The organism is Shewanella sp. AS16 (genome assembly GCF_021412365.1).
Taxonomy (GTDB): domain Bacteria; phylum Pseudomonadota; class Gammaproteobacteria; order Enterobacterales; family Shewanellaceae; genus Shewanella; species Shewanella salipaludis.
Map to the genome: position 1 here is coordinate 670102 of NZ_JAKCLK010000001.1, position 19527 is coordinate 689628.

Below are 19527 nucleotides of genomic sequence, written 5' to 3' on the forward strand. Positions count from 1 at the left end.
GACGGGTAACAGCTGCTGCGGCAACCGGATTATCAGTCGCCGTTAAGGAGTTGCCATGATAGTGAAAATCAGCCCCAGGGGCAGTATGGATCAACTGTCCCAACTGGAAGTCGAACGCCTGCAACAAAGCGCCAAGAGCGAACTCTACCAACTGTACCGCAACTGCTCACTGGCCGTATTGGCCTCGGGCCTGAACAGCGACGATACCAAGGCCCTGTTCGCGCAATTTCACGATTTCGACATCCATGTGCTGCAACGCGAACGCGGCATCAAGCTCGAACTCGTCAATCCTCCCGAAGAAGCCTTCGTCGACGGAAAGATCATCAGTGGTATTCAGGAACACCTGTTCGCCGTGCTCAGGGATATCATCTACATGAGCAATAAGTACGACAATCTCAAACACATCAACCTCACCAATTCCAGCCACATCACCAATGTGGTGTTCGACATCTTGCGTAATGCCCGCGCCATAGCGCCCATGAAAGATCCCAATGTCATCGTCTGTTGGGGCGGCCACAGCATCAACCAGGTCGAGTACCTCTATACCCGTGAAGTCGGCTATCAGCTCGGCCTGAGGGAGCTGAACATCTGCACCGGCTGCGGCCCTGGCGCCATGGTGGGACCGATGAAAGGCGCCACCATAGGCCACGCCAAACAGAGGGTCAGCAATGCCCGCTACATAGGCCTGACCGAACCCAGCATCATAGCCGCCGAACCCCCTAACCAGATAGTCAATGAACTCATCATACTGCCGGACATAGAGAAGCGCCTGGAAGCCTTCGTCAGGCTGGGCCACGGGATAGTCATCTTCCCCGGCGGCGCCGGCACCACGGAAGAGTTACTCTATCTGCTGGGCATCTTGCTCAACAAAGACAATGCCCATATTCCCTTCCCTCTGGTGCTCACGGGTCCGAAGGAATGCGAAGCCTACTTCCTCAGGATAGATGAGTTCATCGGCGCCACCCTGGGGCCCGAGGCACAGGAGAAATACCAGATAGTGATAGACGATCCCATTCGCGTCGCCCGTATCATGAAGCCCGCCATGGAAGAAGTGAAAACCTATCGCCGTATCAGGGGCGATGCCTATCAGTACCATTGGTCGTTGAAGATAGAACCCGAATTTCAACTGCCTTTCACCCCCACCCATGAGACCATGGCCAGTTTAAACCTGCATTTTCAAGCCAATAAAGCCGAACTGGCCGCCAATTTACGCCGCGCCTTCTCGGGCATAGTCGCGGGTAATGTCAAATCCGACACCATGAGACAGATAGAACGCCACGGTCCCTTCAAGATCAAGGGGGATCCCAAATTAATGAACATGATGGATATGCTGTTACACGCCTTCGTGGAACAACAACGCATGAAGCTGCCCGGCAGCACTTATGTTCCCTGTTACCAAATCCTTAAATGACCAGTCAGCGCTTAAAATGAATAAATTGTTAATCATAGACGGCCTCAACCTGGTGCGGCGCATGCACGCGGCCCAGCCGGATGAGACAGATCTCAACAGCGTCTACACCCGAATCGACGGCGCCTGCACCAAGCTGCTGGCATTGCACCGGCCGACCCATGTCGCCATCGTCTGGGATGGCCCACAGCTGTCCTGGCGCAAGCAGCTGTATCCCGACTACAAGAAGGGCCGCAAACCCATGCCCGAGGCGCTGGCCCGGGGCCTGCCCGAGCTGAAGCGTTTATTGGCCGAACGCCACTTGCAATCGATAGACGCCGAATCCGAGGCCGACGACGTCATTGCCACCCTGGCGACAAAACTGGTCGGCCAGGGAGGAGAAGCCATCATAGTCTCAACCGACAAGGGCTTCAGCCAGCTGCTGCATCCCCGCATTCAGCAATGGGATCACTTCAATCAGGCCTATCTGGATATCCGGGCATTGGAGCAGAAGCTGGGGGTGGACAGGCGCCAATTCATAGATTTCATGGCCCTCGCCGGCGACAGCGGCAACAAGATCCCCGGGATCGCCGGCATAGGGCCCAAATCGGCCGCCGAGTTGCTGAAGACCTTTCGCTCCCTGGCCAATATCTATGCCTCGCTGGAAAATCTGGGGGCCAAACAGGCGCAGAAACTCGCCGCAGGCAAAGAGATGGCCAGGTTGAGTTATAAGCTGGTGCAACTGCAAACCCAGTTGCCGCTGAACATCAACCTGCGCAGTTTCAGGGTGCCATCGGCTTAATCTGGCGCGGGCCGGTCGCCGCCGGGTTGGCGATAGGTTAACATTAAGTTACCGGCTGTGAGTTTACCCTGGCATCACAAAGGCGTATCTTATGTCGGCAGTGAAGCGTTAGCCCAACATTCAGCAAAGGATAGATGAACCAAATGAAACCAAAAGTCTCGGTGATTATCGGCGGCATTTTCGCGGCCTACCTGATATTTGTTGCCCTGGTGGTACTGGTCTATGAACCTACCCCGGATGACATGAGCTGGGAAGACAGACAGGCCTATAACCAACAGAAACTGATGGAACTCACCCTGGGGCAGGACCTCAAAGACGTCAAATCCATCTTGGGCAAGGCCGACTTTACCGAAGCCAAGAGCGTGCAGAACGCCAATCTGCAAGTGCTGTTTTACCGCACCCACCATGAAAAGTCTGACGGCGTCACCACCAAGGATGAATGCACCCCGCTACTGTTCAAGGACAACAAGCTCATCGCCTGGGGCCAGGACACCTACGAGCAATACCTGCATACCACGGACAGCAAGCAGCCTGTAAACGACGGCAAGGCCAATAAATAACGCCCGCCACTGGGAATCAGGGGCTGGGGCTCTGGTTATAACGAGTCCTTGTCGGCCCCGAGATCACACTTCTTGCACTCGAGCAGATACCCCAACATCCGGGTGCGGCCGGCGGCCGTCACCACCCATGGCCTGTTAATCCAGGGGGGCTGATGGCGCACATGCTGAAAATGACCGCAGCGCAACTCGGCCACCCAGTGTTGTTCTTCATCCTTGTGGTAACCACAGATAGCTTGTTGCATTGACTCTATTCCTCGGCAGCGTCCCTGGCTTTAACGCGGCTATGGCTTGCAAGCCATAGCCGCTTTTCCTTTTAGCACCTAACGCCGGCAGCCGCGCCAACAACAACCTCAGCTGCCGAGGCGAACTCCCAGGCCAATTATTGGCTCAGTCTTCCTGCTTGTACTCTCTGTAGGCCTCGCCCTGGGTGAGCCACTCGGGCGCCTTGGCTCCCTTGAGGTAATGGTCGAAGTACTGTTTCATCCTGATGCTGTAATCCAGCTTATTGGGGTACTTCTTCAGGTGATGGGGCTCATCTTCATACTGCAGCAATACCACCTCCTTTCCGGCACGGCGCATGGCCAGATACAGCTCTATGCCTTGCTCCCAGGGCACGGCATCGTCTTTGTCACCGAACATGATCATCAGGGGAGTCTCGATGCGCTCGACATAGAATACCGGTGAGTTCTCCATGTATTTCTGCGGCGCGGCAAACAGGCTGTCGCCTATGCGGCTCTGGCCGGTTTCATACTGGAACTGGCGCGCCAGACCTGTGCCATGGCGTATGCCGCTGTAGGCGCTGGTCATGTTGGTTACCGGGGCGCCGGCCACCGCGGCCTTGAACATCCGCGTCTGAGTGACGGCGAAGGCCGTCTGATAGCCGCTCCAGGAATGGCCATGCAAGCCGACGGCATCGGGATCTGCTATGCCAAGCTCGATCAGCTTCTGCACCCCTGAGGTCAGCGCCTGTACCGAACTCTGGCCTGGGTAACCCACTTCGAAGCGAATATCCGGCAGGAAGATGGCGTAGCCGTTGTCGGCATACCAGGCAAAATTCGGCCTATGGTTAATGAGCATCTGCGGGAAGGCATGCAGCCTGTCGCTCATGAAACGGTAGTAGTACACAAGCACTGGATATTTGTGGCCGGGCTGATAACCACTGGGTTTGATCAACACCCCATCCAGCGGTTTGCCGTCACCATTGGTCCAATGCACCAGCTCGGCACTGCCCCAGTTGAAGCGCTGGCGCTGGGCATCCAGCTCGGTCTGACGCTCAGCCTGTTGCGGCGTCAGGTAATCCGAGGTGTAGAGATCCGGAAAGAGATCATAGCGCTGCCTGGAATAGACCAAGGTGGCGGCATCCTTGCTGCGCCCCAATACCGTCAGCTTATAGTCGCCGCTCATCAGCGGCTCGACCCCGGCGCGTCCGACCCTGGCGCGATAGAAACCGTCGCCCTTGGTCCTCTCGTTGTAGCCTTGCAGCAACAGGGACGCGTCGGCGGCCAGCACAGGCGGCCGTTCCTGATCTTCGACCAGGCCCTTGACCCTGTACTGAATGCCCGCCTCGCGGCCCTTGCCTGCGGTCAGATTAACGCCGTTAGCTGAGCCGCTGGGAGAGGTAGCAAACTGCCACACATCGTACTTGTCGTATACCAACAGGCCGGCGTCATCGGCCAACCAGGGGCCGAAACCGTAGCCCGGTGCCGGCGAAGGATAGTCATGATCTTCGTCGGCAAAACCGACGCCGAGCGCCTGGGTCAGGTTGCGCTGCGTCGCGGCGGCGATATCGTACAGCAACACATTGCCCTGCCGATAATAGGCGACAAACTTGGCATTGGGTGACAGGCTCGGCGCTTGATCACTCGGCTGCTGGGTCAGCAACAAGCGCTTGTGGCCGGTATTGATGTCGACCAGATAGAAGTCACGGTAAAAACCGGCCCAGGTGATCATCTTGCGATAGGGCAGATCCGAACTGGCGAGCAGGAAGCGGCGCTGCTCCGAATAAGTCACATCCGGTACCTGCAAGTCGCCGAGCTGCACCAAACTGTTGGACTCAAGGTGCAACACCGCCAGATAAGTCCGCTCCTGCTCTTCCTTGTAGCGCTTGACTTCGTTAGGTTTGATCAGAGGATCATCGCCATGCCATATCCTCAGGTCACGCAGCCCGGTGACCAGAGTCTCATCATAGAGATCTTGCTCCCGGGTGATCTTCGCCCGGCTCGGCTGCTGGCTGACCGCCGGCACCCGGCCGAAGAATAACCGCTCGCTGTCGGCGGAAAATCTCAGCTTGGCATAGCGATTCAGGGTCCAAGCACTCGAGCTTGGCACAGACACCCGGTTACCCTTGGCCAGATCGAACAGGAGCAACTCATATCCGCGACCGTAGGGCGCCTGGGCGGCATCCCCTTGGGTCAGCGCCAGCCATTGACCGTTGTCACTCAGGGCAAGGGCGCCGAGTTGCCGCAGCTTAGCCTGGTACACCTGGGTCTGCTTATCGTCGGCCAGGGCTATCAGCGTCAGTTGATGCTGCTGCCCAGGGATGTCATTGCTCACCACTGCGGCATGCAAACCTGTCTTGTCCATGGCATAGGCAGTGACATGCGCGAATTCACTCAGGGTGGCGTTGCCAAGGTTGAGCAACGCGAACCTGCTGCCGAGATCGTACTTATCCACCTTGGGCTCGGCCGGCTTGCTTGCCCCCGCCACTGGCTTTTGCGCGAGCTTCTCTGGGTCACTCTCGGCCGTAGCCTTGTCGGCGGCGTCAGGCTTGTCATCGTCGGCCTCGAACCAGATGGCCAGGTGGCTGCCCGTGTCGTTGAAGGCGAAGCTCTTCACCCGCTCAAACTGGCGCTCGGCTCCTGTATGGGTATCGAGCAACACCATGGCCGACTTGAGCCGCTTCTTCGCCTTGGCATCGCTGCTTTCCAGCGCCAGCAGGCTGGGCTGCTTCACCATGGCGACGAAACGTCCATCCCGGCTCACCTGGGGCGCCGAGGCGCCGGCGACCGAGTAGGACGCATCCGATGTCAACTGCCGTACCAGGGTGCGGCTGTCGCCCCTGTCCGGCTTGGCTTCCACCGCCAGCACCTCACCATTGGCGGCCAGTACCGGGGTCGAAAGGGATTCGAAATGCATTATGTCGTTCAGGGTTAAGGCTTGGGTCGCCGGTGTTTCTTCGGCCTGGACGGGCAAGCCCGTGAGCAATAACAGCAGAGATAGGCTGGATAGTAATTTCAAACGCGTCCTCTTTTTCATTCTTGTTAGACTAAAGTAGACTTTTTTAACCTTTAACGATCGATCATCGTTCTGGTCGGTATTTTTATGCCTCAGCCTACATAAAAAAGCGCGGCTTTGCTCAGTATTTTCTGTAAAAAAAGGTTAAAAGTGGTTAAAATTGCCAGAACAAAAACTCTAGATTCAGCATCACTTCTCCGTGTCCCAGGACATGGTTGGACAATTGCAGTAACGACCCACCGTGGAAGGACTATCCATGTCAAAAAGAACTATAACCGTGATCCCAGGTGATGGGATTGGACCAAGCATTATCGATTCGGCGTTAAAAATCCTCGACAAGGCGGGTTGTGACTTTGAATACGAATTTGCCGATGCCGGCCTGACCGCCCTGGAAAAGCAAGGCGAGTTGTTGCCACAGCGCACCCTGGATCTGATCGAGAAGAACCGTATCACCCTCAAGGGACCACTGACGACGCCTGTCGGTGAAGGTTTCACCTCCATCAACGTGACTCTGCGTAAGAAATTCGGCCTGTATGCCAACGTCCGCCCTGTGCTGTCTTTCAAGGGCACTCAGGCAAGATATGAAAATATCGATATCATCACGGTACGTGAAAACACCGAAGGCATGTACTCTGGCTTCGGTCAGAAGGTGTCCGAAGACGGCCAAACCGCCGAAGCGACCAGCATAGTCACACGCCAAGGTGCCGAGCAGATCACCACCTTCGCCTACGAGCTGGCGCGTAAGGAAAACCGCAAGAAAGTGACCATAGTGCATAAGGCCAACATAATGAAATCCACTTCGGGCCTGTTCCTGAAGGTGGCCCGTGAAGTGAGCCAGCGCTACCCTGACATCATCACAGAAGAGATGATAGTCGACGCCACCTGCATGAAGCTGGTGATGAACCCTGAAAACTTCGACGTGATAGTCACCACCAACCTGTTCGGTGACATACTGTCAGACCTGTGTGCCGGCCTGGTCGGCGGCTTGGGCATGGCACCCGGTGCCAACATAGGCCGCGACGCGGCTATCTTCGAAGCTGTCCACGGCAGTGCCCCGGATATCGCAGGCAAGAACCTGGCTAACCCAACCTCGGTGATCCTGGCTTCCATCCAGATGCTGGAATACCTGGGAATGGCGGATAAGGCCGAGGCGATCCGCAAGGCAGTGTCTGCCGTCATAGAAGAAGGGGATCGCACCACCCGCGATCTCGGCGGTACCCACGGCACCACAGATTTCACCCAAGCCGTGCTGGATCGTCTCAACTGATCCCCGAGCTGGGTTTCTTAACAGAGACCCAAGTTGCCGCAGCCTGGCAGTGCCAGATAGCGGCAACCCAATAAAAAAGCCCCCGAGTCGACTCGGGGGCTTTTTTATTGGGTGATTAAGCTCAGCCCTTAGCTAGAGTGGGCGCGCTGCCTCGGCTATTGCCAAGGAGCTATTGCCAGGGAGTATTGGGCTTAAGCCACAGATGCACTGTCACTTCATCCCTGTCGTGGTACAAGTGCTTACACTGCACCTGAAAATCGGACACGCCATTCTCTTTGAGAATCGCCTGCATGGTCTCCAGGATAGCCGTGACTTCCTTGTAGCGGCTCTTCATGGGCAGCTTGAGGTTGAAGATGGCTTCCTTGAACCAGCCGTTGATCGCCCAGGCTTCGATGAGCTCGGCCACCCGCGCGGGTTTCTCCACCATGTCACACACCAGCCAGTAGATGTTCTTGCGTTGGGGTTCGAACCTGAAGCCATCGGCACGGTAATGCTTCACCTGCCCCGTCTCCATCAGCTTTTCATCCATGGGGCCGTTGTCGACGGCGGAGACGAACATGCCGCGGCGCACCAATTGATAGGTCCAGCCACCCGGGCAGGCTCCCAAGTCCACGGAATTGAGGCCACTGCGCAGGCGCGTTTCCTGCTCTTCCTTAGGCACGAACTGAGCGAAGGCCTCATCCAGCTTGAGGCTGGAACGGCTCGGGGCATCGGCGGCCATCTTGAGTCTGGGAATGCCCATGAAATAGGGCGAACTGTTATTACTGTAGGAATAGCCAGCATAGGCGCGTCCAGGGCCAATGAAACAGACATGGACTATGGGGCGCTTGGGGTTTTCCTGTGCCAGCAGGCTGCCGGACTTTTTTAACCCCTGGCGCAAAGGCACTGTGAACTTGCGGCAGAAGGCCGACAGCTCCTTGGCTTCATTGGTATCCGGGGTTTCCACCCTCAGCTCCCCACCCTTGCTGACCTCGGCCAAAGCGGCCACTATCGGCCCTACCCTGTCCTGCTCGGGCAAGTCGCTCAGCAGTTCGCCGGCGACAAACATCTGTCTGGCGAAGATCAAGGAATCCAGGCTCAGCTGCTTGGCCAGGATATCGGCGCCGCCGGCTTCGAAGCACTGGAACACCACATAGGCATCGTTGTTGTTGGCCTTAACGAAACCACCCACATCGAGCGTTGAGGCTCTGTGTTGAATTTCTGCGGCACACTCTTTTTCATAACCGGCACGGCAAAATAAAAACAGGTTTTTCATCGGGATCCCTAAGCAATCCAAGCCAGTTTACTGGCACACTCACAATTTGGGTGCCAGTATACCAAGCTAACCGGATAAATACCCGAATTCGAATCAGGCTTAACACCTCAGGCGTTGAGCCCCTGTGTCCGCTGGCGCCACAGAGCGACCGCCAGCAGCAGCCAGCCCAAGAGGAAACACACGCCGCCTATGGGGGTGATAAACACCAGCCACTTGGCCCCGGTGAGCACATAGGCGTACAGGGAGCCTGAAAACAAGCCTATGCCGGCAAGAAAGGCGTAGGCCGCCCAATCCAGCAAGCGTGAACTGAGCCAGTGGCCGGCCAGCGCCACGGCAATCAGCGCGAAGGTATGGTAGAAATGATACTCGACCCCGAGCCTGAAGGTGGCGATGAGCTCGACCGATACCAGGCTCTTCAAGGCATGGGCGCCGAAAGCACCGAAGGCCACCGCCAGAAAGCCACTCACAGCCCCGAGTAGAAACAAGCCCTTACGCATCCAAACCTCCGATAAAGTCGCTGCAAAAATCCAATGCCGCAGCCAAATTGGCCGCTTCCGTATTGCCCGAGGACTTGCGCGGCACGAAACTGTGATCGCCATCGCCAAGCCATTCGATGCGGATGGCGGCGGCCAGGGGCCAATGCGGCACCTGTGACACACAGCCAAACTTATCCCGTTCGCCCTGCACTATCATTACCGGCACCCGGCAATCATTCAGGGGCGCTAACCTGGGCTCGCCCCCCTTGAGGGGGACGAAGGGGTAACCCAGACAAACCACCCCGGCAATCTCGGCAGCCATGGCCGCGTCCGTCCCCATGATGGCCGCCATGCGCCCGCCCATGGACTTGCCCATCAAGACGATTTTCTTGGCCCCAAGGCACTTGGCCGCCGTCAGCACCTGCGCAAAATGCGCCAGCAACTTGGACGCCCTGTCCGGCGGCCGGCGTTTGCCATCCAGTGCATTGGCCTGCATATAGGGGAAGTTGAACCTGAGCACCCGCAGGCCTTTGGCGGCCAGGCCGGCGGCCATGGCGGCCATGAAGTCCGAGTGCATGTTGGCGCCGGCGCCATGGGCCAGAATAACTAATGTGTCGCCTGGCTCCCCCTCCAGCAGACAGTTTGCCAGCGGATCTGTTTCGGCTTGAGGGGTTTCATTGGGCGCGCCAGGCTTATCCAGGGAGCAATTCACTGCGTGACTCCTCGGCAAACATGTCCAACATCCATTCGCGGAAGGCCACTATCTTGCCGAGTTCGGCATGATTCTGCTGGCATACCAGGTAATAGGCATCCCGGCTGACCAGGACCTCTTCGAAGGGGCAAACCAGGCGCCCGGCCTTGATGTCGGGCCTGGCCAGCACGCTATAGCCCAGGGCAACCCCCTGGCCATGGGCGGCGGCCTGCAGCACCAGGGACGAGTGACTGAAGATGGGCCCCTGGTTGACATTGACATCCGTCACCCCACACTGGCGGAACCAGGCCTGCCAATCCTGGCGACTGGAATCATGCAGCAGGGTATGGTGCTTCAAGTCTGCCGGGGTCGCCAATGGCTTGGGGCCGTTGAGCAGCAGGGGCGAACACACGGGGATCAACACTTCGTTGCGCAGCTTATCGGCCCGCAGCCCTGGCCAGTTGCCCAAACCATAATAGATCGCCACGTCCACATCGTCGGTGAGCGAACTGACCTCGCTGTCCACCGCCTTGATGCGCACATCTATGTCGGGGTTTTTCTCGCTGAACTTGGCCAGCCTGGGCACCAACCATTGAATGGCGAAACTGGGCGACATGCTCACGGTCAATGAGCCTATGGCGCTTCTGGCGAGCAGGCGGTCTGTGGCCTCGCTCAATTGAATGAAGATGTCCTTGATGTCGAGAAAATAACTCTGGCCTTCCTCGGTCAGCAGCAGGGAGCGATTTTTTCGACGAAATAATTTTAATCCGAGAAAATCTTCCAATGCCTTTATCTGATGACTGACGGCCGCCTGGGTAACAAACAATTCTTCTGCCGCCCGGGTGAAGCTCAGGTGCCTGGCGGCGGCTTCGAACGCCTTGACGGCATTGAGTGGTGGGAGTCGTCTCGACATAGTGATCTGCATCTCAATTTTTGATTAGTTTTTCTAATCATTATTGTTACATTTTATCGTTTGTCAACACCCGAAATTTTGATTAAATTTCACGCCATTGAAATACCGTGTTGGACGCCCTCTTGGACGTGATTAGGGATGTCTGACTATACTTTTAGTCCGCCAGGAGGCGACCCATGTTTAACCTGAAATCTGTTTTCGCACTCGTATTCTTCTCATCCCTCTGTGCAACCGCTGTCGCCGGTGAATCCGAGATAGACATGCAGAGCCTGCATGCCGCCATCAGCCAGGATATAGCAATAAGCCTGCAACAGCTGCAAGAAACCCTGACGCAAGACGTCGATAGCCTGTTGGTCGCCGAGCAAGCCGTCGCCGCAACCCAGGTTGCCGAAACCAGCTCCAGCCTCAACTAACGGCCGCTTCTGGCCCCCTTAGCCGGCCTGATTAGCCGGCATGAGTAGCAGGCAAGAATAGAAAAGCCGCTTCCATCGGAGGCGGCTTTTTTGTGCGCGCTTTGCGCCATAGCTTGAGCTTGCGTGGGCTGTCTTGCGCGTTTGCATAGCCGGCAAGACCGCCCATGCAAACGCGCCGGCATCAAGGGCGATAGACCTTGACGTTCTGATAACCCTGTTCGAGCAGATACAGGGCCTGCAGCTTACTCATCACCCCGCGATCACAGTACAAAAGGTAGGTCTTGTCCTTGTCGAGATCGGCAAACTGAGTCGCCAACTTGAAGAAGGGAATGGTCTTCACTTCTACGCCATCCAATGCCAGAGGGCTATTCTCTTCCTCTTCCGGTGAACGTATGTCCAGCACCACTTCGTTGGCGGCAACCGAATCGACCGTCTCTGTCTCTGTGATCTTGGCATCGACGCTGGCGGCGATTTCCCGTATGTCGATCACCTGCGCCTCGGCTATGATGCGATCCAGCAGGTCCTCGGAAAACTTCTGCTCCTCGGCTTCAATCTTCGCCAGCACGGCTTTGACCGTCGGCCGCTGGGAGATGACGCCGCAATACTCGGGCATGGACTTGGCGAAGTCTTCTGTGCCTATCCTGCGGCTCTCGTTGATAATATCCTGCTTGTCCATGGTGATCAGTGGCCTGAGGATAAGCAACTCGGTGCAACGGTCGATGACATTCAGGTTGGTCAGGGTCTGGCTCGATACCTGCCCCAGGCTCTCACCCGTGACCAGCGCCTGGATCCCCATGCGATCTGCGATGCGGGTGGCGGCACGCATCATCATGCGCTTGAGTATCACCCCCATCTGCCCATTGTCTATGCGTTCGAGGATCTCGGCCACCACTGGCTCGAAAGGAACGGAAATGAACTTCACCTTATGGGATTCGCCATAGGTTTTCCACAGGTGGTGGGCTACCTGTTTGACACCTATCTCATGCTGGGCGCCGCCGAGGTTGAAGAAGCAGTAATGGGTACGGGCGCCCTTCTTGATGAACTGGAAGCTGGAGACACCCGAGTCGAAACCGCCGGAGATCAAGGACAACACATCTTCCTGGGTCGCCATGGGGAAACCGCCCAGGCCCTCGATGCGTTTCTCCACCATGTAGAGATTGTCGCGATCGATTTCCAGGTTGATGGTCAGATCCGGGTTCTTCAGCTTAACGCCGAGCGCCTCTGTGTGTTGGTTCAAGCCACCGCCGACATAACGTTCGACATCTATGGAGTTGAAATCATGCTGACCCGAACGTTTCACCCGCACGCAGAAGGTCTTGCCGGCCAGCTGCTCGCGGTACACGGGCAAGGCCTGCTGGTAAATGTCATCCATGGAGTCGAAGCTGTATTCATTCACCTGCACCACGTGGGCGATACCTGGAATACAGGCCAGGCGCTCGGCGAAACGTTCCACCAGCTCCGGCTTGTCCTTGGGCACCATCACCATGATCTTGTCCCACTGGCGTTGAACCTTGGCGTCTTCATCGACTTTTTTGAGGACATTACGAATATTGGTTTCGAGCATCTTGGTAAAACGCATTCTTACCGGTTTGCTCTTCATCATGATTTCTGGATATAACTTTACGATAAACTTCATGGGACTTCCGCGGACGAGGTTTTAAACAGCAATTGGGGGATTATAACAAACCCAGCCCGAATGGCGCAGCTGTTTTGGCCGGGAGTTAATCGGGAGCCAAAAATAAGCCCCGGCATCACCTAGGCTTATTCCTGCATTCGGACACAGATATCGGGCTAGTGGCCGACTTGGATCTCGTCCGACTCTTTGGCCTTGCCTTGTTCTATGGCAATTTCCACCCTGCGGTTGCGGGCCCGGTGCGACGGTGAGTCGTTGGCAACCAAGGGAGCCGAGGCCGCCATGCCGACCACCTTCATCCGGCTGGAATCGAAGCCTTTCACCTTCAGCAGCTCGTGGGCCACCGCGACAGCCCGCTTGCTGGAAAGGTCCCAGTTGGAGCTGTACAGCTCGTTGCTGATCTGCATGTCGTCCGTGTGGCCCGAGACGGTAATGATGCCCGGCACATCCCTGAGCAGCTCACCCACAGCCCTGACCACAGGCTTGAACCTGGGTTGCAGGAAACCCGAACCCGAGGCGAAGGCCCCCTTCTCGCGAATGCGTATGATGATCTGTTGTCCCAGGGATTCGATTTCGATGGCGCCATCGACGATTTCTTCGTTGAGCTCCTGAGCCATCTTCTTCACTTGCTCGTTGATCTTATCCTGGGCCGCCTGCGCCTCGGCCTTGACCGCATCGGCCACTTCCTGCGCCGTGGCACTCGCCTCGCCGCCCCGCTGCTCACCCTGCTGTTGTTGCACCCCGCCGGCACTGTCATCTTCGCCGGCCTGGTAATCGAGCGTAGGCTCGGTCATCTCATTGGTCTGCTGATTGATGATTTCAATCGGCGTCGGCTCAGGCTTGCCGGGGCGAAACTCCAATGCTATGACAGAGGTGCCCTTGGGAATGTCTTTGACTTCGACCTTATTCTGTACCCCGAAGGCGTACTTCATCGAACCGGCGATCTGCTTGAACTTCATCACATCCATTTCGGAAAATGACAACAGGAGCACGAAGAAACACATCAGCAGCGACATGAGATCGGCGAAGGTCGCCAACCACATGGGCGCTCCGGGAGGCGGGCAGTCACACTTGGCCTTGGCCATCTACTTACTCCCCATCCGTGGTATCTATTTTCCTCTGTTTCTCCGACAGATAATTTTTCAGGAAGCCTTCTATGACCCTGGGGTTCTGGCCATCCTGGATGGCCAATACCGCGTCCATGATCAGGCTGCGGTTGAGCATCTCTTCGCCCATCCTCAGGTTCAGTTTATCCGCTATGGGAATGGCCATCATGTTGGCGATCACAGCACCATACAAGGTGGTCAGGAGGGCAACCGACATGGAGGGGCCTATGGTCTTGGGATCGTCCATGTTCGACAACATGCCCACCAGGCCTATGAGGGTGCCTATCATGCCCATGGCAGGGGCGACATCGCCGAAAGCACGAAAAATTCCGATCCCCGACTTGTGGCGCTCCTCGGTCAGGGAAATATCCTTCTCCAGCGCCTCGCGTACCACGTCGCCGTCATGACCGTCGACCAGCATGTCGACGGCTTTCTGCATGAAACTGTTGCTGATCTGCGCCTCTTCCAGCGCCAGAAAGCCCCCCTTGCGGGCCGCATCGGCCATGTTGACAGATTGTTCTATCAGGCTTTCGGGCTTTTCCAACTTAAACATGAAGGCCTTGGCAGCGATCTTCACCGCCCCCAAAAACTGAGTCAGGTTGTACTTCATCATGACGACGAACAATGAGCCGGCCATGACGATCAATACCGATGGCACGTCGACGAAAATACCAATTCCGCCGCTGCTGACCATGGCCATAATAACAAAACCGAAGGCGCCAATAAGGCCTATCAGGGTAGCTAAATCCACAACCTATCCTCAAATCCAGAAACGCAGAACGCAAAAGAAAGACTCACAGTACCAACGAGACAAGCATGGCCCTTGTCGGGACGACCAGACTCGGCTGTCGGTAACAGGACTGCCAGCTTACCACCGCTATCATCAGGCTAACCAGCTTAAAAACACCCAATTGCGACGACTGCTATTGTCAGTTATCGGACAAAGGCGACGCAAGTTTAGCGATTAATTAAATTATCGAAAAATAATTCCCCCCAAACCTCGCTATCGCACAATTATTGGCCGACTCAATTTGACCGCCGATGCGCCCTGATATACCTTGTGTCACGCTTAAGCAGAGGAAATGTTAACGTGGCCAAAAAAGCAGAAAATCTCAGTTTTGAAGAGTCCCTCGGTGAACTCGAACGCATAGTTGCCGAGCTGGAACAGGGTGAAGTCACACTCGATGACGCCTTGAAGCAATTCGAACGCGGTATCAATCTGGTACGTAACAGCCAGGCTAAGCTGGAGCAGGCACAGCAGAAAGTGGCTATCTTGCTCAAGCAGGATGAAACTGCGCCTCTGTCGGCCTATGACGTCGAGGGCGAATAGCAGTGTTGACCCAAGCCATCCACGACTATCAGCAAAGGGTCGATGCCCAGCTCAGACAGAGAATCGCCTCCCTCGACGACAGCGCCCCCAGACTCAAGGCGGCGATGACTCACGGTGCCTTGCTCGGCGGTAAACGCATCCGCCCCTTCCTGGTGTACAGCATAGGCCAGCTTCTGGGAGCCCCCCTCGCCAGGCTGGACGCCGCCGCCGCCGCCATAGAATGCATCCATGCTTACTCGCTGATCCATGACGATTTGCCCGCCATGGACGACGACGAGCTGCGCCGTGGCCAGCCGACTGTGCATATCGCCTTCGATGAGGCCACCGCCATACTCGCAGGCGATGCACTCCAGACCCTGGCCTTCGAGATAGTCACAGAGACGCTCGATGGCGTTTCTGCCGAGCAACAACTGGCCATGGTTAAAGCCCTGGCCAGGGCCTCGGGCTATCGCGGCATGTGCGGCGGCCAGGCGATCGACCTGGGCTCGACCGACAAGGCCGTCAGCCTCGAAGCCCTGACTCAGCTGCATAACCTCAAGACGGGGGCCCTGATCCGCTGCGCGGTCGAACTGGCCATCATAGTCGCCGAGCCGCCGGCGGCCGATGCCTCGGCCCTGCTGCAATTTGCCGACGCCATAGGGCTGGCCTTCCAGGTGCAGGACGACATACTGGATATCGTTGCCAGCACAGAAGAATTGGGCAAACCCCAGGGCTCGGACACTGAGGCCAACAAGAGCACTTTTCCCAAGTTGCTCGGATTGGCGGGCGCCCAGGCGACCGCGGCCGAGCTTATCCAAGATGCACTATCGGCGCTGGCAAAATTGCCATACAATAGCCAGTTAATTGCAGACTTCGCCCGCTATATTATTGCGCGAAGAATATAATAAGAGTCGAAGTATCTCGCTATGAGTTTGGACATTTCCCTATTTCCCGTGTTGGCCAAGGCCAATACCCCAGATGAGCTCAGACAGCTTCCTCAGGCCCAGTTACCGCAACTTGCCGATGAACTAAGAGAGTTTTTATTGAAGTCTGTTGGCATGTCCAGCGGACATTTTGCCTCTGGCCTGGGCACAGTGGAACTCACTGTGGCCCTGCACTATGTATACAACACCCCCTTCGATCGCCTGATCTGGGATGTGGGCCATCAGGCCTATCCCCATAAGATACTCACGGGCAGACGCGACAGAATGCAAACCATTCGCCAGAAGAATGGCCTGCACCCCTTCCCCTGGCGGGAAGAGAGTGAGTATGACACCTTCAGCGTCGGTCATTCCGGTACCTCAGTCAGTGCGGCCCTGGCCATGGCGGTCGCCGCCGAGAAAGAGCAGGCGGGCCGCAAGGTGGTTGCCGTCATAGGCGATGGCGCCATGACGGGCGGCATGGTGTTCGAAGCCATGAACCACGCTGGGGATCTCAAGAACGACATGTTGGTGGTACTCAACGACAACGAGATGTCTATCTCGGAGAACGTCGGCGCCCTCAACAACCACCTGGCCCAGCTGATGTCCGGGCGCCTGTACACCACGCTGCGTGAAGGCGGCAAGAAGGTGCTCAAGGGCATGCCCGCCATCAAGGAGATGGCGCGGCGCACCGAGGAACACCTCAAGGGCATGGTGGTGCCGGGCACATTGTTCGAGGAGCTGGGCTTCAACTACATAGGTCCCATAGACGGTCACGATGTCGATGCCCTGGTGGAAACCATGCGCAACATGCGCGGCCTCAAGGGGCCCCAGCTGCTGCACATAATGACCAAGAAGGGTCGCGGTTACGAGCCGGCGGAAAAAGATCCCATAGGCTGGCATGCTGTGCCCAAGTTCGATCCGTCCCAGTTCAAGAAGCCCGCCTCGGCCCCGGGTCTGCCGACCTTCTCCCAGGTGTTCGGCAAGTGGCTATGCGACATGGCCGCCAAAGACAGCAAGTTGCTGGGGATCACCCCGGCCATGCGTGAAGGCTCGGGCATGGTGGAATTCTCGCAGCGCTTCCCTGAGCAGTATTTCGATGCCGCCATCGCGGAGCAGCATGCTGTGACCTTCGCCGCCGGCCTGGCCTGCGAAGGCTACAAGCCTGTGGTCGCCATCTATTCCACCTTCCTGCAGCGCGGTTACGATCAGCTGATCCACGATGTGGCACTGCAGAAACTGCCTGTGCTGTTCGCCATAGACCGCGGCGGCATAGTCGGCGCCGACGGCCCGACTCACCAGGGGGCCTTCGACTTGAGCTTCATGCGCTGCATCCCCAACATGGTGATCATGGCGCCGTCGGATGAGAATGAATGTCGGCAGATGCTCTATACCGGCTATTGCTACCGGGATGGTCCGACTGCGGTGCGTTATCCCCGCGGCAGCGCCACGGGTGAGCCCCAGGTCGAAGAGATGACGGCCTTGCCCATAGGCAAGGGACTCATCAAGCGTCAGGGACAGAAGATCGCCCTGCTAAACTTCGGCACCACTTTGGCGGCGGCGCTGAGCGCGGCCGAGCAACTGGATGCGACTGTGGCCGACATGCGCTTCGTCAAGCCTCTGGATGTGGAGCTGGTGCGAGCCTTGGCCGGCAGCCACGAAGTGCTGGTGACAGTGGAAGAGAATGCCATCATGGGCGGCGCGGGTTCCGGGGTGCTGGAATTGCTGCAGCAGTTGAAATTGCCAAAGCCTGTGCTGCAAATCGGCCTGCCGGATGAATTCATCAAGCATGGCGCGCCAGCGGAAGTCACCGCCGAGCTGCGACTGGATGCCGCAGGCATACTGGCGCAGATCCGCGACTTCCTTGATGCCTGAGGCGATGGACCCGGCACTTGCCGGGACAGCCAATAAAAAGGACTGCCATTGCAGTCCTTTTTATTGTCCTGGCGCCAAACCGACGCCTTAAACTTTCACATCAGGCTTCCACATCCACGCTCGGGCCGCCCTGGGACACCATCACCATGGCGGGACGCAGCAGACGCTCATTGAGCAGGTAACCCTTCTGCATCACCAGCATCACAGTATTGGCCGGGAACTCGGCGCTGGGCTGCATGCCAATCGCCTGGTGCAGCTCGGGATCGAAGGCTTCACCCTGGGGATCGACCGGCTTGATGCCGAACTTGTCTACCGCGGTCAGTAGGCCTCTCATGGTCAGCTCGACGCCCTCATGGACCGCCTTGGTGGCCTCATCGGCGGCATCGCTGACGGCCAGTGCCCGCTCCATGTTATCCAGCACGGGCAAGAGTTCGTTGGCGAACTTTTCCAGGGCAAATTTACGCGCCTTGTCCACATCCATGGCGGCACGGCGGCGTATGTTATCCACTTCGGCGGCGGCACGGATAACCGAATCCTTCTGCTCATCGACTTTGGCCTGGGCTTCCGCCAGTGCCTGTTCCAGCTCTTCTACCCGGAAATTAGCCTGGGTCAGCTCATCGACCAGACTCGCCTCCTGGGGCGCAGCCTCGGTATCCACCACTGCTTCAACCGGTGCCTGCTCTGCTTCAATCGACTTCTTGCTCATTGTTACTCCAGCTAAAAATGCTTTGTTTCTAAATACTCTGGGCATATTATGGGGATCAATTTCGACGTTTCAAGTCCCAAGGGCACATCTAACCTAAATATGACGACAAAGTTTCGCACTATTGGCCTCATTGGCAAGCCACATCATCAAGGTACCAACCAGACGCTGCAACGTCTACACCTTTGGCTCGAGGAGCAAGGGCTGGTGGTGCTGGTCGAGGAAAGGGTCGCCAGCGAGCTGGGCAAGGATGTCGAAGCCGTCGACTTGCTCGAGCTGGGGCAACGTTGCGATCTGGCCATAGTGGTTGGCGGTGACGGCAACATGCTCGGCGCCGCCAGGGTGCTGGCGCGTTTCGATCTGGGGGTGATAGGGGTCAACCGCGGCAATCTGGGCTTTCTGACGGATCTGGCACCGGATGCGTTCGAAGAGGAGCTGGCCAAGGTACTCGCCGGCGAGTACGAGACAGAGCATAGATTCCTGCTGGAGGCCGAAGTCCATAGGCATGGCAAAATCAAGGCCAGCAATACCGCGGTCAACGAGGCGGTGCTGCACCCGGGCAAGATAGCCCACATGATAGAGTTCGAGGTCTATATCGACGACCAATTCATGTACAGTCAACGTGCCGACGGCATGATAGTCTCCACCCCCACAGGTTCGACCGCCTATTCACTGTCCGCCGGTGGTGCCATTCTCACCCCTGGCCTGCAGGCGCTGATCTTGGTGCCCATGTTCCCCCACACCCTGTCATGCAGGCCGATAGTGGTGGATGCCTGCAGCACCATCAAGCTGGTGGTCTCACCGGAAAATGGCGATAACCTGGAAGTCAGCTGTGACGGCCATGTGCATTTGGCGGTGTTGCCCGGTGATGAGATCCTCATCAGGTGCAGCAAGGAGCGCTTGCGCCTCATCCATCCCAAGGGCCACAACTACTTTCATGTGCTGCGCAACAAGCTAGGTTGGGGCAGCAAGTTGTTCTGACG

Annotated in this window: 19 protein-coding genes; 9 read left to right on the top strand and 10 right to left on the bottom strand. The window is 57.1% G+C overall.

Features of this window, described 5'->3' with window-relative positions; genetic code table 11:
* Positions 1 to 55 precede the first annotated feature (55 nt).
* The 3 genes from ppnN (at position 56) to LZP73_RS02990 (ending at position 2749) form a co-directional block, all read left to right on the top strand.
* Positions 56 to 1411, top strand: coding sequence for a nucleotide 5'-monophosphate nucleosidase PpnN (ppnN, locus tag LZP73_RS02980; RefSeq protein ID WP_234232991.1), 1356 nt, complete (start codon positions 56 to 58; stop codon positions 1409 to 1411).
* Positions 1412 to 1427: 16 nt separating this feature from the next.
* Positions 1428 to 2189 (top strand): flap endonuclease Xni, encoded by a 762-nt coding sequence (xni, locus tag LZP73_RS02985; protein WP_234232992.1) that lies wholly within the window; start codon positions 1428 to 1430, stop codon positions 2187 to 2189.
* Between the two features lie 143 nt (positions 2190 to 2332).
* Positions 2333 to 2749: a DUF3192 domain-containing protein gene (locus LZP73_RS02990; protein WP_234232993.1), complete on the top strand. Its 417-nt coding sequence runs from the start codon at positions 2333 to 2335 to the stop codon at positions 2747 to 2749.
* Positions 2750 to 2784: 35 nt separating this feature from the next.
* Here LZP73_RS02990 and LZP73_RS02995 read toward each other — a convergent pair whose 3' ends face one another.
* Positions 2785 to 2991, bottom strand: coding sequence for a DUF3565 domain-containing protein (locus LZP73_RS02995; RefSeq protein ID WP_234232994.1), 207 nt, complete (start codon positions 2989 to 2991; stop codon positions 2785 to 2787).
* Between the two features lie 145 nt (positions 2992 to 3136).
* Positions 3137 to 5986 carry a prolyl oligopeptidase family serine peptidase gene (locus LZP73_RS03000; protein WP_234232995.1) on the bottom strand — a complete coding sequence of 950 codons (2850 nt, stop codon included), beginning with the start codon at positions 5984 to 5986 and terminating at the stop codon, positions 3137 to 3139.
* A 253-nt stretch (positions 5987 to 6239) separates the two neighbouring features.
* Between LZP73_RS03000 and LZP73_RS03005 the strand changes: the two genes are divergently transcribed.
* Positions 6240 to 7250 carry an isocitrate dehydrogenase gene (locus LZP73_RS03005; protein WP_169563304.1) on the top strand — a complete coding sequence of 337 codons (1011 nt, stop codon included), beginning with the start codon at positions 6240 to 6242 and terminating at the stop codon, positions 7248 to 7250.
* Between the two features lie 169 nt (positions 7251 to 7419).
* Here LZP73_RS03005 and rlmM read toward each other — a convergent pair whose 3' ends face one another.
* The 4 genes from rlmM to LZP73_RS03025 form a co-directional block, all read right to left on the bottom strand.
* Positions 7420 to 8505 carry a 23S rRNA (cytidine(2498)-2'-O)-methyltransferase RlmM gene (gene rlmM, locus LZP73_RS03010; RefSeq protein WP_234232996.1) on the bottom strand — a complete coding sequence of 362 codons (1086 nt, stop codon included), beginning with the start codon at positions 8503 to 8505 and terminating at the stop codon, positions 7420 to 7422.
* A 107-nt stretch (positions 8506 to 8612) separates the two neighbouring features.
* Complete coding sequence (locus LZP73_RS03015) at positions 8613 to 9002, bottom strand: DUF423 domain-containing protein (RefSeq protein WP_234232997.1); 390 nt, start codon at positions 9000 to 9002, stop codon at positions 8613 to 8615.
* The gene (locus tag LZP73_RS03020) at positions 8995 to 9630 is read right to left on the bottom strand and encodes an alpha/beta fold hydrolase (protein WP_234233327.1); all 636 of its coding nucleotides are present in this window, start codon (positions 9628 to 9630) and stop codon (positions 8995 to 8997) included. Before LZP73_RS03020 ends, LZP73_RS03015 begins: the two co-directional genes overlap by 8 nt.
* A gap of 43 nt (positions 9631 to 9673) precedes the next feature.
* Positions 9674 to 10585 (bottom strand): transcriptional regulator GcvA, encoded by a 912-nt coding sequence (locus LZP73_RS03025; RefSeq protein WP_169563307.1) that lies wholly within the window; start codon positions 10583 to 10585, stop codon positions 9674 to 9676.
* Positions 10586 to 10761: 176 nt separating this feature from the next.
* On the opposite strand from LZP73_RS03025, the gene LZP73_RS03030 reads away from it, so the two are divergent.
* Positions 10762 to 10998 (top strand): hypothetical protein, encoded by a 237-nt coding sequence (locus tag LZP73_RS03030; RefSeq protein ID WP_234232998.1) that lies wholly within the window; start codon positions 10762 to 10764, stop codon positions 10996 to 10998.
* A gap of 181 nt (positions 10999 to 11179) precedes the next feature.
* On the opposite strand, the gene thiI is transcribed toward LZP73_RS03030, so the two are convergent.
* From thiI to pomA, 3 genes are all read right to left on the bottom strand, one after another.
* Positions 11180 to 12634, bottom strand: a complete 1455-nt coding sequence (gene thiI, locus LZP73_RS03035) for a tRNA uracil 4-sulfurtransferase ThiI (protein WP_234232999.1) — start codon at positions 12632 to 12634, stop codon at positions 11180 to 11182.
* A 155-nt stretch (positions 12635 to 12789) separates the two neighbouring features.
* The gene (locus LZP73_RS03040) at positions 12790 to 13716 is read right to left on the bottom strand and encodes a flagellar motor protein MotB (protein ID WP_234233000.1); all 927 of its coding nucleotides are present in this window, start codon (positions 13714 to 13716) and stop codon (positions 12790 to 12792) included.
* A gap of 4 nt (positions 13717 to 13720) precedes the next feature.
* On the bottom strand, positions 13721 to 14488 hold the full coding sequence (gene pomA / locus LZP73_RS03045; RefSeq protein ID WP_234233001.1) for a flagellar motor protein PomA: 768 nt from the start codon (positions 14486 to 14488) through the stop codon (positions 13721 to 13723).
* Positions 14489 to 14827: 339 nt separating this feature from the next.
* On the opposite strand from pomA, the gene xseB reads away from it, so the two are divergent.
* From xseB to dxs, 3 genes are read left to right on the top strand one after another with little or no spacing between them, the layout of a single operon-like run.
* Positions 14828 to 15067 carry an exodeoxyribonuclease VII small subunit gene (xseB, locus tag LZP73_RS03050; RefSeq protein ID WP_169563312.1) on the top strand — a complete coding sequence of 80 codons (240 nt, stop codon included), beginning with the start codon at positions 14828 to 14830 and terminating at the stop codon, positions 15065 to 15067.
* A gap of 2 nt (positions 15068 to 15069) precedes the next feature.
* Positions 15070 to 15951, top strand: a complete 882-nt coding sequence (gene ispA / locus LZP73_RS03055; protein ID WP_234233002.1) for a (2E,6E)-farnesyl diphosphate synthase — start codon at positions 15070 to 15072, stop codon at positions 15949 to 15951.
* Between the two features lie 21 nt (positions 15952 to 15972).
* Complete coding sequence (gene dxs, locus LZP73_RS03060; RefSeq protein ID WP_234233003.1) at positions 15973 to 17841, top strand: 1-deoxy-D-xylulose-5-phosphate synthase; 1869 nt, start codon at positions 15973 to 15975, stop codon at positions 17839 to 17841.
* A 100-nt stretch (positions 17842 to 17941) separates the two neighbouring features.
* Here the strand turns inward: dxs and grpE are convergent, their stop codons facing one another.
* Positions 17942 to 18547 carry a nucleotide exchange factor GrpE gene (gene grpE, locus LZP73_RS03065; RefSeq protein WP_234233004.1) on the bottom strand — a complete coding sequence of 202 codons (606 nt, stop codon included), beginning with the start codon at positions 18545 to 18547 and terminating at the stop codon, positions 17942 to 17944.
* A 99-nt stretch (positions 18548 to 18646) separates the two neighbouring features.
* Between grpE and nadK the strand changes: the two genes are divergently transcribed.
* Positions 18647 to 19525 carry an NAD(+) kinase gene (gene nadK / locus LZP73_RS03070; RefSeq protein WP_234233005.1) on the top strand — a complete coding sequence of 293 codons (879 nt, stop codon included), beginning with the start codon at positions 18647 to 18649 and terminating at the stop codon, positions 19523 to 19525.
* Positions 19526 to 19527: the final 2 nt, after the last annotated feature.

What these genes read in the sequence shown, in the direction of transcription:
- ppnN (WP_234232991.1), top strand. Translation starts at nt 56, where the DNA reads ATGATAGTGAAAATCAGCCCCAGGGGCAGTATGGATCAACTGTCCCAA.
- xni (WP_234232992.1), top strand. Translation starts at nt 1,428, where the DNA reads ATGAATAAATTGTTAATCATAGACGGCCTCAACCTGGTGCGGCGCATG.
- LZP73_RS02990 (WP_234232993.1), top strand. Translation starts at nt 2,333, where the DNA reads ATGAAACCAAAAGTCTCGGTGATTATCGGCGGCATTTTCGCGGCCTAC.
- LZP73_RS02995 (WP_234232994.1), bottom strand. Translation starts at nt 2,991, where the DNA reads ATGCAACAAGCTATCTGTGGTTACCACAAGGATGAAGAACAACACTGG.
- LZP73_RS03005 (WP_169563304.1), top strand. Translation starts at nt 6,240, where the DNA reads ATGTCAAAAAGAACTATAACCGTGATCCCAGGTGATGGGATTGGACCA.
- rlmM (WP_234232996.1), bottom strand. Translation starts at nt 8,505, where the DNA reads ATGAAAAACCTGTTTTTATTTTGCCGTGCCGGTTATGAAAAAGAGTGT.
- LZP73_RS03015 (WP_234232997.1), bottom strand. Translation starts at nt 9,002, where the DNA reads ATGCGTAAGGGCTTGTTTCTACTCGGGGCTGTGAGTGGCTTTCTGGCG.
- LZP73_RS03025 (WP_169563307.1), bottom strand. Translation starts at nt 10,585, where the DNA reads ATGTCGAGACGACTCCCACCACTCAATGCCGTCAAGGCGTTCGAAGCC.
- LZP73_RS03030 (WP_234232998.1), top strand. Translation starts at nt 10,762, where the DNA reads ATGTTTAACCTGAAATCTGTTTTCGCACTCGTATTCTTCTCATCCCTC.
- thiI (WP_234232999.1), bottom strand. Translation starts at nt 12,634, where the DNA reads ATGAAGTTTATCGTAAAGTTATATCCAGAAATCATGATGAAGAGCAAA.
- LZP73_RS03040 (WP_234233000.1), bottom strand. Translation starts at nt 13,716, where the DNA reads ATGGCCAAGGCCAAGTGTGACTGCCCGCCTCCCGGAGCGCCCATGTGG.
- dxs (WP_234233003.1), top strand. Translation starts at nt 15,973, where the DNA reads ATGAGTTTGGACATTTCCCTATTTCCCGTGTTGGCCAAGGCCAATACC.
- grpE (WP_234233004.1), bottom strand. Translation starts at nt 18,547, where the DNA reads ATGAGCAAGAAGTCGATTGAAGCAGAGCAGGCACCGGTTGAAGCAGTG.
- nadK (WP_234233005.1), top strand. Translation starts at nt 18,647, where the DNA reads ATGACGACAAAGTTTCGCACTATTGGCCTCATTGGCAAGCCACATCAT.